17 protein-coding genes are annotated in these 20,863 nt (G+C 59.8%); 5 read left to right on the top strand and 12 right to left on the bottom strand.

Annotated features, from left to right (window positions below; translation table 11 throughout):
- Positions 1-117: 117 nt before the first annotated feature.
- Positions 118-534: a septal ring lytic transglycosylase RlpA family protein gene (locus FMN63_RS01115; RefSeq protein WP_148582106.1), complete on the bottom strand. Its 417-nt coding sequence runs from the start codon at positions 532-534 to the stop codon at positions 118-120.
- Between the two features lie 341 nt (positions 535-875).
- Here FMN63_RS01115 and FMN63_RS01120 point away from each other — a divergent pair, with 341 nt between their 5' ends.
- Entirely contained in the window at positions 876-2,969 is a 2,094-nt protein-coding gene (locus tag FMN63_RS01120; protein ID WP_209000871.1) for a GGDEF and EAL domain-containing protein, read from the top strand.
- A 68-nt stretch (positions 2,970-3,037) separates the two neighbouring features.
- Here the strand turns inward: FMN63_RS01120 and gyrB are convergent, their stop codons facing one another.
- The 8 genes from gyrB to mutM all read right to left on the bottom strand — a co-directional run bounded on the left by gyrB (position 3,038) and on the right by mutM (position 13,167).
- Positions 3,038-5,491, bottom strand: a complete 2,454-nt coding sequence (gene gyrB / locus FMN63_RS01125) for a DNA topoisomerase (ATP-hydrolyzing) subunit B (protein WP_148582107.1) — start codon at positions 5,489-5,491, stop codon at positions 3,038-3,040.
- Between the two features lie 132 nt (positions 5,492-5,623).
- Positions 5,624-6,772, bottom strand: coding sequence for a DNA replication/repair protein RecF (recF, locus tag FMN63_RS01130; RefSeq protein ID WP_148582108.1), 1,149 nt, complete (start codon positions 6,770-6,772; stop codon positions 5,624-5,626).
- A gap of 38 nt (positions 6,773-6,810) precedes the next feature.
- Positions 6,811-7,929 (bottom strand): DNA polymerase III subunit beta, encoded by a 1,119-nt coding sequence (gene dnaN / locus FMN63_RS01135; protein WP_148582109.1) that lies wholly within the window; start codon positions 7,927-7,929, stop codon positions 6,811-6,813.
- Between the two features lie 259 nt (positions 7,930-8,188).
- Positions 8,189-9,664, bottom strand: coding sequence for a chromosomal replication initiator protein DnaA (gene dnaA, locus FMN63_RS01140; protein WP_148582110.1), 1,476 nt, complete (start codon positions 9,662-9,664; stop codon positions 8,189-8,191).
- 154 nt (positions 9,665-9,818) lie between these two features.
- Complete coding sequence (locus FMN63_RS01145; RefSeq protein ID WP_148582111.1) at positions 9,819-10,259, bottom strand: rhodanese-like domain-containing protein; 441 nt, start codon at positions 10,257-10,259, stop codon at positions 9,819-9,821.
- Between the two features lie 643 nt (positions 10,260-10,902).
- Positions 10,903-11,169: a 30S ribosomal protein S20 gene (gene rpsT, locus FMN63_RS01150; protein ID WP_148582112.1), complete on the bottom strand. Its 267-nt coding sequence runs from the start codon at positions 11,167-11,169 to the stop codon at positions 10,903-10,905.
- A gap of 175 nt (positions 11,170-11,344) precedes the next feature.
- Positions 11,345-12,118 carry an enoyl-CoA hydratase gene (locus tag FMN63_RS01155; protein WP_148582113.1) on the bottom strand — a complete coding sequence of 258 codons (774 nt, stop codon included), beginning with the start codon at positions 12,116-12,118 and terminating at the stop codon, positions 11,345-11,347.
- 155 nt (positions 12,119-12,273) lie between these two features.
- The gene (gene mutM / locus FMN63_RS01160) at positions 12,274-13,167 is read right to left on the bottom strand and encodes a bifunctional DNA-formamidopyrimidine glycosylase/DNA-(apurinic or apyrimidinic site) lyase (RefSeq protein WP_148582114.1); all 894 of its coding nucleotides are present in this window, start codon (positions 13,165-13,167) and stop codon (positions 12,274-12,276) included.
- 295 nt (positions 13,168-13,462) lie between these two features.
- On the opposite strand from mutM, the gene ubiE reads away from it, so the two are divergent.
- The gene (gene ubiE / locus FMN63_RS01165; protein WP_209000898.1) at positions 13,463-14,212 is read left to right on the top strand and encodes a bifunctional demethylmenaquinone methyltransferase/2-methoxy-6-polyprenyl-1,4-benzoquinol methylase UbiE; all 750 of its coding nucleotides are present in this window, start codon (positions 13,463-13,465) and stop codon (positions 14,210-14,212) included.
- 3 nt (positions 14,213-14,215) lie between these two features.
- Positions 14,216-15,796: a 2-polyprenylphenol 6-hydroxylase gene (gene ubiB, locus FMN63_RS01170; RefSeq protein WP_148582116.1), complete on the top strand. Its 1,581-nt coding sequence runs from the start codon at positions 14,216-14,218 to the stop codon at positions 15,794-15,796.
- A 22-nt stretch (positions 15,797-15,818) separates the two neighbouring features.
- On the opposite strand, the gene FMN63_RS01175 is transcribed toward ubiB, so the two are convergent.
- Positions 15,819-16,439: a GntR family transcriptional regulator gene (locus tag FMN63_RS01175; protein ID WP_148582117.1), complete on the bottom strand. Its 621-nt coding sequence runs from the start codon at positions 16,437-16,439 to the stop codon at positions 15,819-15,821.
- 82 nt (positions 16,440-16,521) lie between these two features.
- Between FMN63_RS01175 and FMN63_RS01180 the strand changes: the two genes are divergently transcribed.
- Complete coding sequence (locus FMN63_RS01180) at positions 16,522-16,992, top strand: OsmC family protein (RefSeq protein ID WP_148582118.1); 471 nt, start codon at positions 16,522-16,524, stop codon at positions 16,990-16,992.
- Positions 16,993-16,996: 4 nt separating this feature from the next.
- Here the strand turns inward: FMN63_RS01180 and FMN63_RS01185 are convergent, their stop codons facing one another.
- Complete coding sequence (locus FMN63_RS01185; RefSeq protein ID WP_148582119.1) at positions 16,997-17,620, bottom strand: alpha-ketoglutarate-dependent dioxygenase AlkB family protein; 624 nt, start codon at positions 17,618-17,620, stop codon at positions 16,997-16,999.
- Between the two features lie 21 nt (positions 17,621-17,641).
- Positions 17,642-18,469: a glycine-rich domain-containing protein gene (locus FMN63_RS01190; protein ID WP_148582120.1), complete on the bottom strand. Its 828-nt coding sequence runs from the start codon at positions 18,467-18,469 to the stop codon at positions 17,642-17,644.
- Between the two features lie 356 nt (positions 18,470-18,825).
- Here FMN63_RS01190 and dnaK point away from each other — a divergent pair, with 356 nt between their 5' ends.
- Positions 18,826-20,748, top strand: coding sequence for a molecular chaperone DnaK (gene dnaK / locus FMN63_RS01195; RefSeq protein ID WP_148582121.1), 1,923 nt, complete (start codon positions 18,826-18,828; stop codon positions 20,746-20,748).
- Positions 20,749-20,863: the final 115 nt, after the last annotated feature.

Genomic DNA, 20,863 nt, shown 5'->3' on the forward strand with positions numbered 1-20,863 from the left:
GTTAAATATGAAACAATTTGCAGCTTAAATTAATTTATTAATTTCAGCACCTTAATGTTGTCGTACATTTAAAAAATGCCGTCGCTTCAAAGCAACGGCATTTAGAGCGCAGGAATGTTATCGGCAAATTTGCTTATAATTGGAGGAAATTTTTCCTGATTTGCTGGAAACTTTGACGCGCGTAATGCCTTTTCGAACAAAGCCGAGCTCTTTTGCTGCGGCCCAGGTCACATCTATAACGCGCCCTTTGGCATAAGGGCCCCGGTCATTGATCCGGACGGTGACGGTCTTGCCGTTGGCAAGGTTGGTGACGTTCACCAGCGTTCCGAAAGGCAGGCTTCTGTGTGCGGCAGTAAGCTGGTTCGGGTTGGCGCGTTCCCCGCTGGCGGTGGTGCCCCCGAGTTTGTACCAGGATGCTTTTCCGCATTGCTGATAGGCACCGGCCTGAGCACTGGTGAGAGCACCAGCTGCCAGAAGCAAAACACCGCTCAGCGCGACGCGCGATACGTGCCGTGCGAGAACACTTCTCTTCATGATTGTCCCCCTGGAGCCCTTCAAGCCGCCCCGATAGATCGTGAACACAATTTTGAGTCACAGCCAATAACATTCCGTAGCGGCGCCTTTAAGCCGTGACAATGATCAAAATGTGGCAGATTTTCTGGACGAATTCGGCATTAGTATAAATTTATAACAAGATTTTAATTACATTTAAAATTTCAAGATTAACATTTCATTTACTATAAAAATCCTAAGAGTTGTGGGTTGTTTTTCTGCATCAATTTTAAATACTGAACTGTGTTAGTAATTTTTCATAGCGACGGCGCAAGTGTATTGATTAGCGCCAACCTGACGAATAATTTTGAAAGGGCGGTCTGGTGCAGGTCAGCCATCGGTTCTTGAGTGACCGGCTGGAACAATCCGGTCGTGCACGAAACAATACTCTTACAGGCTTCCACACGTCCTTGCTGGAGGTGCTCCCTCATGCTGCGGCCTATGTCACGAAGGATGGCAGCTTCCTGGTTCATAATCAGCAAATGAAGGCGCTTTGTGCGGCAAAAGGTGTCTCGCCGGTTCCTCTCAGCTTGCCCGCACTTCTTTCAGAAAAATGCTGGCGGCGGTGCGAACCGGTTCTGTCAGCGGCGTTCGGCGGTATCCCGGCACAGGCAAGCGGTGCGATCCTCATGCAATCGGGGGAAACTTTCTGCCACCACATGATCTGCACATCCTTTGTTTCACTGCCGGGTGAACGTCAGGCCGTTCTGGTTCAGTTCGAACTGGAGCAAAACCGGGAGGACGAGATGGTCGTGATGTCCGAACCGGTAAACAACGCCGCGTTCTCCGGAAAGGAAGAACCTGGCTTTGATCTCATGGAACATTTTCCGGACGATGTTCTGGTGTTTGGTGCCTCTGAAAGTGTCGAGGCAAGAGCTGAAAAACTTCTGCAACTGATCGGCAGTGATTACGATGCCAACTTACTGGCCGAAGCCTTGGCAAGTCTGGAAGGCGGACTGCCACAAACCCTCTATATTCCTGAAAACAGGAGTTTTCAGTCCGCAGGCCGTGCCGCGGACCGTCAGATGTGCGAAGTGCGGGTCGTCCCCATTCCCGGCGCGGGGCAAGAGCAATTGGGCAACCGCGCGTCCATGGCTGTCATTCGGCGCAATGTTGATTGCCCTCAGGAAACCGCGGAAAACAGGCGTCTGGCCTATCTCGATCCGTTGACGGGGCTGGAGAACCGCCGGGCTTTCACCAGGGCGCTAAAGCGTGAACTGAAGCGGCTGGCAACCGACACGGAAACGGGCCTGGCCGTTCTTTATATCGATCTCGACGAATTCAAGAAGGTCAACGATCTTGGCGGTCACGATGCGGGCGACGATATGCTTTTGCGTGTTGCGGCCTGCCTGCGCCTGACTTTGGGCGAATTCGGCACCGCCGCCAGGATCGGCGGCGACGAATTTGCGGGCATGGTGCCGGTCGCCAGTGAGGAAGCCGCCCTCGATATTGCCGAAGAAATTCTCGGTGCTTTTGACCGCATCCGCCTAGAGGTCGGGGACCGTGTGTTCACCATCGGCGGATCCATTGGGGTCGCCTATCTCGGTGGTGGCATCAAATTGCGCGAAACCGATGCGGCAGCTCTTCTGGGCCTGGCCGATCGGGCCTGTCTGCGCGGCAAGCGATTTGGAGGCCGTTCGGTGCAGGTTCACGCGGTCCAGCCACAGGATTTCGAAGGCGTGGGCGGCGAACTGGTCGATCTGCCCGAGCCGGGCAGTTTCCGCGGCAATGAGTTGACCCTCTATGCAATGCCGATTGTCTGCCTCAAGCGCGGCAAGCCTTGGGGATCGGAGATTCTGTTGCGTCTCAAGGGCGACCGGGCGCGGGGCCTGTCTTCGCGGGCCTGGATTTCGGCCGCCGAACGCTCCGGTTTCATTGCGAAAGTGGATGCCTGGACCCTGGACAAGGTGCTGGATGCGGCTGAGCGGAATTCAGACCGCAGCATTCTGACGATGAACGTATCGGCGGAATCGGCCCGCGACCCGAATTTCCGCGACGGTCTCTACCAGCGTCTGTCGGTCAATCCGCTGCTGGCGGCCAAGCTTTGCCTTGAGATCGCGGAGAAGGATTTTCTGCGCGAACCTGCCAGCGTGCAGGCGTTTTTCCGGTTCGTGAATGAACTTGGCTGCCAGACCGCCATCGACGATTTTGCCGGACATTGGCCAGTGCTGTCCCGGTTGACCGGCCTGCGCGTCGATTGGCTGAAGCTTGAATCGAGCCTGACCCAGCAGGTTGTGGAAGAGCCGGCGAAGGCCGCCATCTTGAACGGCCTGGTCCGTGCAGCGCATGAACTCGGCATCAAGGTGATCGCCAAGCACGTGGAAACATCTGAAGAAGCAAGATTGCTGTGCGAATTGGACATCGAAGCGGCGCAGGGCTTTTTCTTCGGCCGTCCGGAGCCTTGGCCAGGCGCCTGATCGACGCTCGGTGCGCACAAAAAAGAGCGACGCCTGGCGCCGCTCTTTTTGTTTGTCTTTTCGGTAACTTAGATGTCGAGATTGGCGACGGCCAGCGCGTTTTCCTGAATGAATTCGCGCCGTGGATCGACCTCGTCACCCATCAGCTTGGTGAAGATATCGTCGGCGTCGTCCGCCTCGCGCACTTTCACCTGCAGCAGGGAGCGGACATTCGGGTCGAGCGTCGTTTCCCAGAGCTGCTCCGGGTTCATCTCGCCAAGACCTTTATAGCGCTGAAGCGAAATGCCCTTCTGGCCGGCAGCGTAGATCTGCGCCAGCAGGGTCCTCGGGCCACGTATCTCCGTGGAGATATCCTTGCGCCGCAAGACGGCGGCCTTGCCGTAGATTTCGTTCAGATGGTCGGCGTGCGCGGCCAGTCGGCGCGCGTCTGTGGACCCCAGCAAAGCGGCATCGATCATGGCGGCTTCCTGCACGCCGCGCACCATCCGCTTGAACACCAGGCTGCCGTCGTCCTGCGCTTCGCCGGTCCAGCCCCGTTCGAATTCGTCAGCCAGAATATCCATGCGCCGGGCGATATAGGCGGCGGCTTCTTCGGCTTTGCCCTTGTCGTCGAGCATTTCCGGTGTCAGCGCACCGGCAATCGCTGCCTGCTCGACCACATCCCGGTTGTAGCGCGAATGCAATCCGTCGAAGATGTCGGAAATCGCACGGGCGGTCTCGGCCACCGCACGAAGGTCCTCGCCAGTGCGCACTTCGCCGTTGGCAAGCGTCAGGGAGGCTTCGTCGAGGCCCTGGCCGATCAGATAATCTTCCAGCGCCTTCTGGTCCTTCAGATACTGCTCTGACTGGCCGCGCTTGACCTTGTAGAGCGGCGGTTGCGCGATATAGATGTAGCCGTTCTCGATCAGCTGCGGCATCTGGCGGAAGAAGAAGGTCAGCAGCAGGGTTCGAATGTGCGCACCGTCCACGTCAGCATCGGTCATGATGATGATCTTGTGGTAGCGCAATTTCTCGACGTTGAATTCCTCCTTGCCGATCCCGGTGCCGAGCGCCGTGATCAGCGTTCCGATTTCGTTGGAGGACAGCATCTTGTCGAAGCGGGCACGTTCCACGTTGAGAATCTTGCCGCGCAGAGGCAGCACAGCCTGGTTTTCCCGGTGACGGCCCTGTTTGGCAGAGCCACCTGCGGAATCACCCTCCACCAGGAAGAGTTCGGCTTTGGAAGCATCGCGCTCCTGACAGTCGGCAAGCTTGCCGGGCAGGGAGGCGATGTCGAGAGCGCCCTTTCGGCGGGTCAGCTCGCGCGCTTTGCGCGCAGCTTCTCGCGCGGAGGCCGCTTCCACCACCTTGGAGACGATCGTCTTGGCCGGGGCGGGGTTCTCCTCAAGCCATTCGCTCAGGATTTGCGAAATCAGGTTCTCAACGACCGGACGCACTTCCGAGGAAACCAGCTTGTCCTTGGTCTGGGACGAGAACTTGGGATCCGGCACCTTGACGGAAAGAACGCAGGTCAGGCCTTCGCGGCAGTCATCGCCGGAAAGGTTCACCTTTTCCTTTTTCATCAGGCCGGTCGCTTCCGCATAACCGGTCACCTGCCGGGTCAGCGCCGCCCGGAAACCGGCAAGGTGGGTGCCGCCGTCGCGCTGCGGAATGTTGTTGGTGAAGCAGAGTACATGCTCATGATAGCTGTCGTTCCACCACATGGCGGCTTCGACGGTGATGCCGTCGCGCTCGGCCCGCATGTTGATCGGTGCTTCGATCAAGGGGTGCTTGGCGCGGTCCAGATACCGCACGAAGGCTTCCAGGCCACCTTCGTAGAACAGCTCCTCGACATTGTCCTCAACACCGCGTTTGTCGGTCAGGATGATGCGGACGCCGGAGTTCAGGAAGGCCAGTTCGCGCAGACGGTGTTCCAGGGTGCCGAAATCGAACTCGGTCTTGGTGAAGGTCTCCGTGGACGGCAGAAAGGTAACCTCGGTTCCTTTCCGGCCATTGGCAGGTCCGACCACTTTCAGCGGTGCCTGGGCATCACCATGGGCAAAGGTCATGGCGTGTTCGTTGCCGTTGCGCCAGATGCGCAGTTCCAGCTTGGTCGACAGGGCGTTGACCACGGAAACGCCCACACCGTGCAGGCCACCGGAAACCTTGTAGGAATTCTGGTCGAACTTACCGCCAGCGTGCAGCTGGGTCATGATGACCTCTGCGGCCGACACGCCTTCTTCCGTGTGCACATCGGTCGGAATGCCGCGGCCGTTGTCGGATACGGTGACCGATCCGTCCGGATTCAGGGTCACCGTCACGTGGTCGGCATGACCGGCAAGTGCTTCGTCGATGGCGTTGTCGACCACCTCATACACCATGTGGTGCAGACCGGAGCCGTCATCGGTGTCGCCGATATACATGCCGGGCCGCTTGCGCACGGCATCGAGACCCTTGAGGACCTTGATGCTGTCGGCGCCATATTCGGCACCGCTATTGGTTTCGGGGGTCGGGCTGCTGTCGGGCGTGGACGTGTCGCTCATGCGAATCAATCACCAATCGATTTTTCTTTTCCATCCCCGTTATACGGGGTTCCGGCGGGGGTTCAACCACGTGCCGGCCATAGGCCAGCCAGCGAAGGAATTCTGGTGGAAAACCATAAGATTCCGGCGGATTTAAGGGGCCTTGCTCCGCTCGAGCAGGCGTCCCTGGTGCTCCCTGATCTCAAACACTTCCGCTTCCGCTGGCAAAGCTTCGAAGAGGGCCTCGTCCGTGCCGGTCATGAAAACCTGTCCGCCAAGGGAATCCAGCTTCGAAAACAGGGCCGACCGCCGGTCGGGATCAAGATGCGCCGCCACTTCATCGAGCAGCAGAAGGGGCGTCATTCCCGACACCTTTGCCGTCAGTTCGGCATGGGCCAGGATGAGCCCGATCAGCAGGGCCTTCTGTTCGCCGGTGGAGGATTGCGACGCCGGCATGGCCTTGGCCGCGTGCAGAACGGTGAGGTCGCTCAAGTGCGGACCGTTGAGCGTGCGCCCGGCCGCGCGGTCACGCCCGCGGCCGTCCTGCAGCATCTGGCGGTAGCGGTCTTCCCGGTCGGAGGCGCTCAGACCCGCGGTCTCCGCCTCGAAGGCGCCTTCCAGGCTGACGGTGGCATGGGGAAACGGCAGATCCTGTGCGGCCTGTCCGGCAATCATGCGGCTGAGCAGGTCAACGGTTTCCGTTCTGGCAATGGAGACGGCGGTCCCGAGTTCCGCCACCTGCTGTTCCAGCGCGCTCAAATAGGCATCGGAGCCGCCCTGGTCGAGAAGCCGGTTGCGTTGCCGGAGAGCGTTTTCAAAGTCGCTCACCCGGCGTCCGTGGGTCGGGTCGATCGCCAGTGTCAGGCGGTCGAGAAAGCGGCGCCGGTCGGAGCCGGGGCCGGTGAACAGCCCGTCCATCGACGGCACCAGCCAGAGCACCCGCATATAGTCGAGCAGACTTTCCGAGCCGCGAACCTCCTCGCCGTCGATACGCACCTTGCGCCCGGACGTCCCGGCCACGAGACCGGTTCCAATCCTGGTTTCAAACCCGTCCAGTTGCACCGTTGCGGCAACGCTCCAGCTGCCATCGCCACCTTTCAGGGCAATGTCGGCAAGCGCTGTCCGGCGCAGGCCGCGGCCGGCGGTCAGAAACGATATGGCTTCCAGGATATTGGTCTTGCCGGCGCCGTTGGGCCCGACAAAGGCGACCATCTTGGCCGTCATCGGCAGCGTCAGGGCGCTGTAGTTGCGGAAGCCGGTCAATGACAGACGGGTCAGCTGCGCTGTCCGGTATTCTGTCATGACCCCACTTCCGCTACAGTTTGGGCGTGCCGCTGAACTCAGACGCGCATCGGCATGAGAACGAACAGGCAGTCGTCAACCGTGTTGTCCTGAATGAGGGTCGGAGAGCCGCTGTCCGCCAGACGGAACAGAGCCGTATCACTCGACAGCTGGTTGGCAATATCGAGCAGGTAGCGGGAGTTGAAGCCGATTTCCAAAGGCTCGGCATCATATTCGACGGCCACTTCTTCGGTCGCGCTACCGGAATCCGGGTTGTTCACCGTCAGCACCAGGCGGCCTTCGGTCAAGGACAGCTTCACGGCGCGGCCGCGCTCGGAGGAGATCGTCGACACGCGGTCGACGGCTTCCTTGAACTCGTCGCGGTCGACGCGCATTTCCTTGTCGTTGTTCTGCGGGATCACGCGGCCGTAGTCCGGGAAGGTGCCGTCAATCAGCTTCGACGTCAGGATAACGGAGCCGGTCGTGAGGCGGATCTTGGTGTCGGAAAGCTCGATCTGGACATTGGCTTCCGGCGTCTCGAGCAACTTCTGGATTTCGCCAACTGTCTTGCGCGGCACGATGATGCCGGGCATGCCTGCCGAACCGGACGGTGCGGGCACTTCGGCCTGCGCCAGACGGTGACCGTCGGTCGCGACCGCGCGGAACTGTAAGCCGGATCCCGCATCCACCGTGTGCAGGTAGATGCCGTTCAGGTAATAGCGGGTCTCTTCGGTCGAAATCGCGAACTGGGTCGCGTCGATCAGCTTGCGGATATCGGCGCCGGTCAATGCGAAGCCGTGGCTGAAATCGCCTGCGGTCAGATCCGGGAAGTCTGTTTCCGGCAGCATCTGCAGGGTGAACTTCGAGCGGCCTGCGCGAATTTCGAGTGTGGCGTTGTCGCTGGTGGTTTCAAGAACCACCTGCGAGCCTTCCGGCAGCTTGCGCACGATGTCGTAGAACATATGGGCCGGAACGGTGGTCGCACCCGGCAGTTCGATCATGGCCGGCACGCTCTCGACGATTTCCAGGTCGAGATCCGTTGCCTTCAGATTGAGCGCGCCGCCATCGGCGCGCAGAAGAACGTTCGACAGGATCGGAATGGTATTCCGGCGTTCGACGACGCGGTGAACATGGGTCAAGGACTTGAGGAGGTCGGTCCGCTCGAGGGTCGCTTTCATACTCTCGTTCCGTACTCATGAAACGCCTGGCTGAGCTGCCGGGCTGATTGAATATTCTTGGCTCCGGTGAGGAGCGGGGTGGACGACACTGCCCTTAACCGGCTGCAAAAGCAAGAGGGCGTTCAGCCAGAACGCCCCCAATTTTGGTAGAAAATCGTGTATTTTAATCTTGCTTCGCCGCGGGCCGGGAAGAGGCCGGTGGATGCCCGATTGAAATCGCCGGGCACCCACGATAGACCTGTTTCCGAAGCGCTCCGCCTCAGGCGTCGAGCATGCGCTTGAGCAACTCCAGCTCCTGCGCCAGGGCGTAGTCGGCGCGCGCCATTTCCTCAATCTTGCGCACAGCGTGCAAAACTGTGGTGTGGTCTCGATTGCCGAAGCGGCGGCCGATTTCCGGCAGCGAGCGCGGCGTCATGACCTTGGCAAGATACATGGCAATCTGACGCGGGCGGACAATGGTCCGGGTACGCCGTGCAGACAGCAGATCAGCCTTGGTGACATTATAGTGCTTGGAGACCACCCGCTGGATGTCTTCGATCTTGACCCGGCGCGGCTCACTGGAGCGAACCAGATCGCGCAAGGTCATTTCTGCCATTTCCTGCGTGATCGGCTGGTTGGTCAGCTGGTTGTGCGCGATCAGCCGGTTGAGTGCACCCTCAAGGTCGCGGCCAGAAGAGGCGACATGGCGCGCGACATAGTCCAGCACACTGTCCGGAACGTCGAACTGCGGGTAGGTCCTGCGGGCCGTGTCGACACGTGTGGCCAGGATGTTCCGGCGCAAGGCGAAATCCGGTTCCTGAATGCCAACCACCAGGCCGCCGGACAGGCGTGAGCGGACACGGTCGTCGAGCGTGTCCAGTTCGGACGGCGCGCGATCCGCAGCCACGATCACCTGACGGGCACCGTCGATGAGGGCGTTGAGGGTGTGGCAGAATTCCTGCTGCACCTGTTTGCCGTGCAGGAACTGCATGTCGTCGATCAGGAGAAGGTCGATCGTGCGCAGGTTTTCCTTGAAGGCCAGGGCAGACTGGGACTTCAGGGCGGTCACGAACTTGTACATGAAGTGCTCGGCCGTGAGGTAAAGCACCTTGCGGCCGGATGCCCGCGCCTTTGCGGCAACAGCCTGCATCAGGTGGGTTTTACCCAGGCCAACGGAGGCATGCAGGTAAAGCGGGTTGAAAGTGACCGCGCCGCCGGCGGCAACCTGACGGGCCGCAGCCAGAGCCAGATTGTTGGACTCGCCTTCGACAAAGGTCTCAAACGTGTATTTCGGATCGAGTGCTGCACCCTGGAGCACGTCACGAGTGGTATCGGAGCTGCTTTCGCCGCGGCCGAGGGCAGCCGTTGCCGCCTGGGCCCGCGTCACCTGGGTCGCATCGGCAAGAGCGTCGGAGCGGCTTTCGGCTGTAGCCGGCTTGCTGCCCTGGGGCGCTGCAAGGCTCGGTTTGGCAATCGGGGTCTGACGCGGGCGGATTGCGCCACGCACCGTCAGTTCGATGCGGTGAACGTTGTCGCATTCACGCTGCCAGAGGCCCATCAGCTGGTCATTATAATTGTTCTGAATCCATTGTTTCAAAAACCGGGTCGGAACAGACAGACGGACGGTGCCGTCCTGATGTTCCTCAAGGTCTACGCGTGCAAACCAGCTGGTGAAAACATCATCGCCCAATTCTGCGCGAAGCTGCTTCTTCACCCGTTTCCACTGTTCGGAGCCACCTGCCTCCTGAACCTGCATATTATCTGCCTCCTGTATATGTGAAGAGCAGTCCGCCACAGCCACTCTTCGACGCCTTGCTACTTTTGCAGCATTATAATGTCCCTTTTGGGACGGTTGTTTATTTGGCGAAGGGATTGTTCCCTTCACCTGACCCTGTCGATGGGCAGGGTATCTAACTTTGAATCCAGGGCAATCCGGCCGCTTTCCACCCGGACTGGGTCCCACGATGGCCGTCCGGACCGAGCGGGCCCTCGAAACCATCGGAGATATTGAAGCACTTGGAGTAGCCGGCCTGCGTCAGCGCGATTGCTGCGGCCTGGCTCCGTGCTCCGGAGCGGCACAAGAAATAGATTGGCGCGTTCCGGTCAAGCCCTTTTTCGACCAAAAGACCAGAAACCGATTCCACGAAGCTCGGATTGGGGCCTGCAGACGGAAAGCTCTGCCATTCCGCCAGGATCGGCTCCTTGCCGATCGGGCGCAGATCCGGCAGTCCGACAAAGGACCATTCCGCCTGAGTCCGCACGTCGACAAGGATTGCGTCCTGCTGCTCGGCAAGGCCGTCAAAGGCCTCCTGCGCAGTTACGTTTCCTGCATATCCACCGTCAAATTGCAAAACAGCCCCCTTCAATAGCGTAGTGCTATTGATTAAAAGTATTCTTCAAGGTTTTCTTGAGAAGGAAATAGACTTCCGCAGGCTAAGTGCCTGGGTGGTCGAATACGCTAACGTATTCATTCCATGATTTTGATATACTGTGCTCAGCGATGGTCCGGCTTAACTTATACATTGTTTTCCAAGCACCGTTTTTAAGTAGGTCGCTGGTCTTACCCGCCAGCCGTATCGTTAATATACAGACCGCGAGCGAAGGGGCAACAGCGTGTTTTTGCTAATGGCGGAAAGTGCCTTTTGTTTCCCTGTGCAATCGTTTTTTTGGTCTCTGTTGGCGAAAGAGCAAACGTGTTTTCCCGCAATGACTTTTCCCGCTGAAGCGCCCTGTCACAGTCCAAAAACAACAGTTTCAAAAAAAATTTCGCAACTGACAGCTTGACTCGTATCGAATCCGGATTGATTGCCTTTTCCCAATGGTACATGTCCGTAAGAGTCTGATAAATAACGACTTTTTATGACACTATTGCGCTCGGTAGAAATTGCAATATTGCGCGCTCAGGTTGCTGAATTTGACCATCCACAAAATTACGCGGCTAAAAAAAACCCGGCACTTAGGCCGGGTCTTTTTAACGCTCATATGACGGTGCGGTTACGCGCTGAGTGCCTTGATACGGGCATTGAGGCGGGAAACCTTCCGGGACGCCGTATTGGCATGCATCGTGCCTTTGCTGGCAGCGCGCATGATTTCCGGCTGTGCGGCCTTGAAGGCCTCGCTTGCAGCGGCCTGGTCGCCGGAAGCAATCGCTTCCTCAACCTTGCGCAGGTAGGTGCGCACGCGGCTGCGACGGGCTTTGTTCGTGGCCGTCCGGCGGGCAATCTTACGGGCCGCCTTCTTGGCCGATGGTGTGTTGGCCATGGGCTCTATCCTGATCGGTAATTGGGACTAGTGTCCGGTGGCGATCGGGACGAGGGAGCAAGAGCTGCAAGACCCGATCAAAAAACAACGGCGGCGGAAAACCGCCACCGATTGGGCGCAGCTTATAATCTCGCTTTCGGATGCAGTCAACGGCTTTATCGTTCGACGCCGTAGTTTATTTGTTCCGGAACTGCGGTGCCCGTTTCTCGCTGAAGGCGCTCATGCCTTCGTTCTGGTCTTCCAGCGCAAACAGGGCCTGGAAAACACGCCGTTCGAAACGCACGCCTTCCGAAAGCGTCGTTTCATAGGCACGGTCGACACTTTCCTTGGCCATCATGACAACGGGAAGCGAGAAATCGGAGATCTTTTCGGCCGCCTTCAGCGCTTCCTCAAGCAGGTCGTCCGCTGGAACGATGCGGCTGACGAGACCGCTGCGCTCGGCTTCTTCGGCGTCCATCATGCGTCCGGTCAGCACCATTTCCATGGCTTTGGACTTTCCGACGAACCGCGTCAGGCGCTGGGTTCCACCGGCGCCGGGAATGACGCCAAGGGTGATTTCCGGCTGGCCAAACTTGGCCGTGTCCGCGGCAATGATAAAGTCGCACAGCATGGCCAGCTCGCAGCCTCCGCCAAGCGCGTACCCCGCCACGGCGGCAATGATCGGCTTGCGGTTGCGTGAGACCCGGTCGAAAGGCGTAATCAGATCCGTCTGGTACGCGGAGGAAAAATTGTGCGGCTGCATTTCCTTGATGTCGGCACCGGCGGCAAAGGCCTTTTCCGAGCCTGTGATGACAATACAGCCGATCCGCTCGTCCGCATCGAACCCGTCAAGCGCGGTCCCCAGTTCGTTAACCAGTGCCGCATTGAGTGCGTTCAAGGCTTTTGGCCGGTCCAGTGTGATCAGACCGACTTTTCCCCGTTTTTCGACGCGGATGTTCTCATATCCCATGTTGCCAGCTCCCGGTGCTGGAACCCGTGGCGGGCCGGATGGATGGGGCTCGCTTGAGCTCACCTCCGGATGCCTGCGGTTTCCTGGACGTGTAGTTCATCGGCAATGCGTACCTGAGGTCGGGCGGGTCTGGCAAGCTTGACCGTTAGGACAGGTCAGCGCTGGCAGGCCGGGCAATGAAAGGTCGACCTGTTCGACTGCACAAGGCGCGCCACGGTGCCCGTGCAGCCAGGCGTCCGGCAGGCTTGCCCCTCGCGGTCATAGACCGCAAAGGAATGCTGAAAATAGCCGAGGCTGCCGTCCGCCTTCGTATGATCGCGCAGCGAAGATCCGCCGGCCTTGATGGCATCCTCCAGCGTGGCGCGGATATTGGCGGCAAGTTCCACAGCCTTTTTTGTCGGCCTGCCGGTTTTGGTCACCAGCGTTCCGGCGGCCCGTTCCGGGCTCAGCCCGGTGCGCCATAGCGCTTCGCACACATAGATGTTGCCGAGGCCTGCAATCAGTTTCTGATTGAGAAGCGCTGCCTTCAGCGGCGTCTTGCGCCCGTTGAACAGCCGCGCAAGCGTTTCGCCGCCCAGATCGTTACCGAGAGGTTCCAGGCCGAGGTCGCGGAAAAAGGGGTGATCTGCAAGCGCGGGACGGGAAATGAGGTCCATGAAGCCGAACCGGCGCGGGTCGTTGTAGACAATCCGGGCCCGCGCACCATCTGGTGTTTCCAGGTGGAAGATCACATGATCGTGTTTCGGGTCCTTGCTGCGGGCATGGGCAAAGCTGCCTGGCGTTGCAGCGGCGAGATCGTTTTCGATCCGGAACGATCCAGACATGCCAAGGTGCATCACCAGCACATCGCCGCTGTCGACGTCGCCAAGTAGATATTTGGACCGCCGGGACAGCACCGTCAGCCTGCGACCGGTCAGCCGGTCGGCGAATTCCGCCGGAAACGGGAAGCGAAGGTCCGGCCGGTTCTGGTCGACCTTTGTAATCAGAGCCCCTTCGAAAGTGGGGGCAAGGCCGCGCTTGACGGTTTCGACTTCCGGAAGTTCGGGCATGAGAGGTCTGGTGTCCGCTGTCATGGCAGGCTATAGGCCTGCGGCATATGGTTTTTGGTGGCCGGCAACGATAGCGCTTGCCAATGGCTTGTACTATGGTCCGGCGCACTTTGAAGATAGTTTCGAAACGGCAATCCGCCAGCACTTTCAACAGGTGGCTTGTCCAACGGGTAAGAAGTGACCGGCCCCGCAGCCGGCCGGCAGCAGTGCCGCGGCGCGGAGCGGTCTTGGAGGCGCTTTCATGACGCAACAGCCAAACGGGCAGTCGGCCAGGCCGAACCGCGCTCCGGAAGAAATGCCGACGAGTTTCGGCTTCACAAGGGTTGCCGAAGGTCACAAGCAGGCGCTTGTAGATGATGTTTTCCATAAGGTCGCCGAGCGCTACGACCTCATGAACGACCTGATGTCCGGTGGGCTTCACCGGGTCTGGAAGGATGCCATGGTCTCCTTCCTGGCTCCACCCAAGACGGAGAGCTCCAACTGGCGCCTGCTGGACGTGGCCGGCGGCACCGGCGATATCGCCACCCGTGTGGTGCGCCGGTCCAACGAAACCGCCCGTGCGGTGGTGTGCGATATCAATGAAAGCATGCTCGGCGTCGGCCGGGACCGGGCTGAAAAGGCCGGGCTTTCCGATCTCATCACCTTCAGCCAGGGCAACGCCGAGGAGCTGCCGTTTCCCGACAAGAGCTTCGATGCCTATACCATCGCCTTCGGCATCCGGAACGTGCCGGACATTCCCAAGGCGCTGCGGGAAGCGCGCAGGGTTCTGAAGCGCGGCGGCCGCTTCCTGTGCCTGGAATTTTCCGAAGTCGACGTGCCGATGCTCGACAAGGTCTATGACACCTTCTCCTTCAAGGCGATCCCGGCCATGGGGCGCTGGGTGACGGGCGACGGCGATCCCTACAAGTATCTGGTGGAATCGATCCGCAATTTCCCGAACCAGAAGCGCTTTGCCGACATGATCCGCGAAGCCGGGTTCGAGCGCGTCGGCTACCGCAACTATTCCGGCGGCATCGCCGCCCTGCATTACGGCTGGAAACTCTGATATATGGCCCTTCCCGTGATGCCTTTTCTCCGCCTGATGCGGGCGGGTTTCGTGATGGCGCGCGAAGGCGTTTTCGGCCTCGTTTCGCTTCCGGATCTACCGGCCGGTCCCCGGTTCGCCATTGCCATGGCGCGGCTACTGGAGCGCCCCTCGGTTCGAAACAAGCGGGCTGACCTGCGCCTGTCCGATGCACTCAACAAGCTCGGCCCCTCCTATGTAAAGCTTGGCCAGTTTCTGGCGACCCGGGCCGACGTTGTCGGCAAGGAGGCTGCTCGCGAACTTTCGGCCCTTCAGGATCGGCTGCCGGCCTTCGATCACGACGAGGCCTGCGCCGCGGTGGTGGAGCAACTCGGCAAGCCACTCGACGAGGTCTTCGTCTCCTTCGGTGAGGCGGTTGCCGCAGCCTCGATTGCGCAGGTGCATCCGGCCGTGATCCTCGACAAGGACGGTATGGAGCAGAAAGTTGCGGTCAAGGTGCTGCGACCAGGTGTTTCCCGCCGTTTTCAGCGAGACCTTGAAAGCTATTATCTGGTTGCGCGCCTGGCCGAACGGTTCCATCCGCCGTCACGGCGTTTGCGGCCGGTAGCGGTGGTGGACACGCTGGCGCAGTCGGTTGCGATGGAAATGGACTTTCGCCTCGAGGCTGCTGCCCTGTCGGAAATGGCTGAGAACACCGCAGAAGATCCCGGATTCCGCGTTCCGGCGGTCGAATGGCTGCGCACCGCCAAGGGCGTCCTGACCATGGAATGGATCGACGGCCGCAAGATGTCGGACGTCGACGGTCTGAAGGAAGACGGACATGACCTGGAGGCGCTGGGCGCCGCCGTGATCCAGAGCTTCCTGCGTCACACGCTGCGCGACGGCTTTTTTCACGCCGACATGCATCAGGGCAATCTCTTCGTCGAGCCGGATGGCACTCTGGTTGCTGTCGATTTCGGCATCACCGGCCGTCTCAACAAGCGTGAGCGGCGGTTTCTGGCCGAAATCCTGTTCGGCTTCATCACCCGCAATTACCGGCGGGTGGCGGAAGTTCACTTCGAGGCGGGCTACGTGCCGTCGCATCAGGACGTCGATATGTTCGCCCAGGCGATCCGTGCCATTGGCGAGCCGATCCACGGTCATGATGCCAGCGAAATCTCCATGGCCCGCCTGCTGACCCAGTTGTTCGAGGTCACCGAGCTTTTCGAAATGCGGACCCAGACCCAGCTTATCATGCTGCAGAAGACCATGGTCGTGGTCGAAGGCGTGGCGCGGTCACTCAATCCCAACCTCGATATGTGGCGGACGGCGGAGCCCGTTGTCGGTACCTGGATCAAGGATAATCTGGGGCCGGTCGGCAAGATTCGTGACGCAGGCGATGCGCTGTCGGCGCTCGCGCGTATCGCCAACGACATGCCGCTCTTTGCCGACAGGATCGGCCGCATGTCGGAAGAGCTGGAAAAGATGACGCAGGGCGGGCTCAGGTTCGACGACGAGACCGCCGAGGCCATTGGCCGGGCGGAGGCGCGTCACACCCGCTCCGGGCGGGCCGCCCTTTGGGTCATTGCCGCCTGTGCGGTCGTGGCGACCTACATGCTTTTCTAAGGTTCGCGGATGCCTTGGCTGTTTAGCCGGGCATTGCCGCCAGCAACGTCTCGCGCGCATCTGCGAGATGGCGGGCGAGAATGTCCACCGCCCGATCTTCCGCGCGAGACCTCATGGCTGCAACCAGGTTTTCATGGTCCTTCAGCCATTTGTCGGTCAGTGTCGGCAACACGCCGTAACCGGCAATGTGAATGCGGCAGGTTCGCCGAAGGTCTTCGACCATCGACAGTTCTCTCGGCCGTTTTGCCGGTGCATACAGGCTCTTGTGAAAGGCCCAGTCGCCGTCGGCCCATCGATCGGTCGCCGCGTCGATATTGGAATGGGCAAGGGCCGCCTCGATCTTCACAAGATCGTCCGCCTCCAATTGTCTGATCGCCTGGCGCAGGCAATCGGTCTCCAGAAGGCCGCGCAGATGATAGACCTCGTCGATTTCTGACGGGGAAAGATCGATCACACGGGCCCGGCGGTTGCGCTCAAGGTCGATCAGGCCTCGTGCGGCCATGAGCTGTAGGGCATCGCGCACGGGAATGCGGCTCACCGAAAAGCGGGCGGCGATCTCCCCCTGTTTCAGGTCCTCGCCCGGCCGTAAAACTCCGGAAACGATGTCGGCTTCGAGTGTCGCTGCGATTTTTTCTGCGGACATGGCGCCTCCCTCGTTTTTGAATAGAGCCTTGACAGTGGACTGTAAATCCAAAATGTATAAATGTATACATTTTGGAGGATGCATGAGCAAAGAACACGGCTATACGTCTCTCATTCGCTGGACCGGCAATCGGGGCGAGGGGACGAAAAGTTACAGGTCCTACGACCGGACCTGGGAGATACGCACGCCCGGAAAACCGCCGGTCTTCTGCTCAAACGACCCATTGCTTGGCGGAAATCCGGCGCTCCATAACCCGGAGGACCTGCTCCTGTCCGCCCTGGCAAGCTGTCACATGCTCTGGTACCTGCATCTGGCAAGTGACGCGGGCATTGCAGTCATGGCCTACGAGGATGCACCAGAGGCGACGGGGGAGACGGAACCTTCCGGTGCAGGCAGGTTTTTGAGGGCTGTGCTGAAGCCGGTCATTACGGTGCCCAGAGGCACGGACCTGGCAACGGCCGATGCGATCCACCAGGAGATCCACAAGGTCTGTTTCATCGCCCGGTCAGTGAATTTTCCGGTCAGCTTCGAGGCGACCTACCTGGAAGCCTGAGAGATCAGGCCGGATTGACCCGTCTCAGCGTCAGGTTGATCCGCCCGCCGTTCTTCAGAAGGGTGGATGTTCCCGCCAGCACCCGGTCGATGCCGTGAAAAGCAAGACGGGCCTCGCCGCCAAGCACGACCACATCGCCGGACTGCAGGCGGAAGGACTTGGTCGGATCCTTGCGGGACAGGCCGCCGACGCGGAAGGTTGCCGTATCTCCCAGGGAAACCGAGACGACCGGGGCGTCGAACATCTGTTCGTCGCGGTCCTGATGCAGGCCCATACGCGCGCCCTGATCATAGTAGTTGATCAGGCAGGCTTCGGGGGGCGGCGCTGCGGCGGCAACCTCCGCCCAAAGGCGCGTCAAGGCATCGGGAATGGGCGGCCAGGGCAGGCCGGTTTCCGGGTGCTGCGGCTGGTAGCGGTAGCCGCGGATATCCGACACCCAGCCAAGCCGCCCGCAGTTGCTCATCCGCACCGAAAAGGGCTTCCCGGTTTTCGGCATCACCGGCTGGAACAGCGGCGCTTCAGCCACGATCGCGCGGATTTGGTCCAGGAGTTGATCCTGGCCCGCACGATCGAAATAGCTCGGCAGATAGGAAAGTCCGTTCAGGCCGTTGATGGGAATGTCCTGCATGGTCGATGCTCGGGCCTTCGGTCAGTCTCCACCGCCGCAACCGCTGCAGCCGGAACCGCAGCCGCTGCCCCCACTACCACCGCCGCTGCAGCCAGTGCTGCATCCGGAGGAGTTGCCGCCGGACGACTTCATGGATAAGATCGCCACTGCCAAGGCGATTATGAACAGGGTCATCACGAACTCGGTTGTGTGCATGGTCGCCCAATGCCACACCCTGTTGCCCAGTCTTTCCAGGAACTTGTCGCCTTGCGGTTCGCCATGGGCGAAGGCGAGTCTCGTCCCCAGAAGAAGCGACATGGCGGCCAGCAACGCGCAATGCACAGCGGCAGGCGCATCGACTAACCGTCTGGCCAAATGCGCGACCCGGTTCGGCCACTGCGGCTTGCGGATGATCCAGACATCCTGCGCATTGATCCGGACAAAGCCCGGAGCCTTGCCGAAACGAATGTCTTCCGGCGGCCAGATATCCCGCGGCGGCTCGCCAAATTCTGTGCGGTAAAGCTGGAGCGTTTTGGCATAGGCCTGCCGGAACCGGACTTCCTGGTCCGGGCCACCCTTCGTCGGCATATGGTGCAGCGGGCCCCCTAGCGCTTCCCTGAAGAGCCCCCAGTAATGTTTGGTGTAGGTCAGGTGCAGATGCCAGGCCTGGTCCACTTCGTCGCTCGGTGTCACGATGCCCTCGCCAAGCCGGCTGAGATAGGCAAAACGCAGATATTCGACAACGACCCGGCCGGCAAAGCTCTTGCTCCAGCCGTTGTCGCGGGCAAGGCGTGCGGTAAACGGGAAATCCGCTTCCACGTCATCCGGGTGACAGGCTTCAAGCCGGCTCCAAAGGCGGGGGTCGCGCAAATCAGGTCTCCTTTCCACCAGAGTCTCTGCTGTGACGAGCTCAGTTTAACCGCTTTGTCGCACCCGTTTCAGCAAAACCTGACGCCAATCCCGCAATTGCATGTGGAATTCGCAAAGCTGACAATGGCGGTAACGATCTGGGAAGAAATATCGGCCAAGAACGCAAAGTCTGCGAAATGTCATTGGACAGATGTCTTGCAGGCAAAGTTTCATCCACCTATATAGCGGTCAAGCTTCGCGCCAAAACATGAACCTAGCGTTCTGGTGCGATGTCCGGGGAAACCCGGTACCCAACTGAGAGGAGCCGGAATGACGCCTACATGGGTCTATCCGGTTTGCTAGAAAGAGAGGCAGATATGGCAAAGGTCATTGGTATCGACCTCGGCACGACGAACTCGTGCGTCGCCGTCATGGACGGTAAAGATTCCAAGGTAATTGAAAACGCAGAAGGCGCCCGCACCACCCCGTCGATGGTGGCCTTCTCCGAAGATGGCGAGCGTCTCGTCGGCCAGCCGGCAAAACGCCAGGCGGTCACGAACCCGACCAACACCCTGTTCGCAGTCAAGCGACTGATCGGTCGCCGGTATGCCGACCCGACGGTCGGCAAGGACAAGAAGCTTGTTCCGTTCGAGATCGTCGAAGCGGACAACGGCGATGCATGGGTAGAAGCCAACGGCGAAAAATACTCCCCGTCCCAGGTGTCAGCTTTCATCCTTCAGAAGATGAAAGAAACCGCTGAGAGCTATCTCGGCGAAAAAGTGACCCAGGCGGTTATCACCGTCCCGGCTTACTTCAACGACGCGCAGCGCCAGGCAACCAAGGATGCCGGCAAGATCGCGGGTCTGGAAGTTCTGCGCATCATCAACGAGCCGACGGCAGCAGCGCTTGCCTATGGTCTCGACAAGAACGACGGCAAAACCATCGCGGTCTACGACCTTGGCGGCGGCACGTTCGACGTTTCCATCCTGGAAATCGGCGACGGCGTCTTCGAAGTGAAGTCCACCAACGGCGACACGTTCCTCGGCGGTGAAGACTTCGACATGGTCCTCGTCGATTACCTTGCGTCCGAGTTCAAGAAGGACCAGGGCATCGACCTGAAGAACGACAAGCTGGCCCTGCAGCGTCTGAAGGAAGCTGCGGAAAAGGCGAAGATCGAACTGTCGTCCTCGTCCCAGACCGAAATCAACCTGCCGTTCATCACGGCGGATGCATCCGGTCCGAAGCACCTGACGCTGAAACTCACCCGCGCCAAGTTCGAGTCGCTGGTTGACGATCTGGTCAAGCGCACCATCGAACCGATGAAAGCCGCTCTGAAAGATGCCGGTGTTGCAGCCGGTGAAATCGACGAAGTGGTTCTGGTCGGCGGTATGACGCGCATGCCGAAGATCCAGGAAACAGTGAACACGTTCTTCGGCAAGGAACCGCACAAGGGTGTGAACCCGGACGAAGTCGTTGCCATGGGCGCAGCGATCCAGGCCGGTGTTCTGCAGGGCGACGTCAAGGACGTTCTGCTGCTCGACGTGACCCCGCTGTCGCTCGGCATCGAAACGCTTGGCGGTGTCTTCACCCGTCTGATCGACCGCAACACGACGATCCCGACCAAGAAGGGTCAGGTGTTCTCGACCGCTGAAGACAATCAGACGGCCGTGACCATCCGCGTCTTCCAGGGTGAGCGTGAAATGGCTGCGGACAACAAGATCCTCGGTCAGTTCGACCTGGTCGGCCTGCCGCCGGCACCGCGTGGCGTTCCGCAGATCGAAGTCACCTTCGACATCGACGCCAACGGTATCGTCAACGTGTCCGCCAAGGACAAGGGCACCGGCAAGGAACAGCAGATCCGCATCCAGGCCTCCGGCGGCCTCAGCGACAGCGACATCGATCAGATGATCAAGGACGCTGAATCGCATGCCGATGAGGACCAGAAGCGGAAGGAACTGGTGGAAGCCAAGAACCAGGGTGAGTCCCTTGTTCATTCCACCGAAAAGTCCCTGAAGGACTATGGCGACAAGGTTTCCGAGGACGACAAGTCCGCGATCGAAACTGCTCTCGCCTCCCTGAAGTCTGCTCTTGAAGGTGAAGACCTGGAAGACATCAAGGCCAAGACCCAGTCTCTGGCAGAAGCGTCCATGAAACTTGGCGAAGCCATGTATCAGGCCGCTCAGGCTGACGCCCAGACCGAGGACGGCGAAGAAGCCGATCCGAAAGCCAAGGCTGAAGACGATGTCGTCGATGCGGATTTCGAAGAAGTCAAAGACGACGACGACAAAAAATCCGCATAACTGAAAAACGCCAGCCAGCCGGCCCTCCGGCTGGCTGGTCCAATCCCGGCGCCGGGTGCTCGACTGTCTGATAATACAGGCACTTGTGCGCGGCGCCTTCGCCGTAATTGGCGCC

Origin of the sequence: Stappia sp. BW2 (assembly GCF_008107695.1) — a bacterium.
Taxonomy (GTDB): Bacteria; Pseudomonadota; Alphaproteobacteria; order Rhizobiales; family Stappiaceae; genus Roseibium.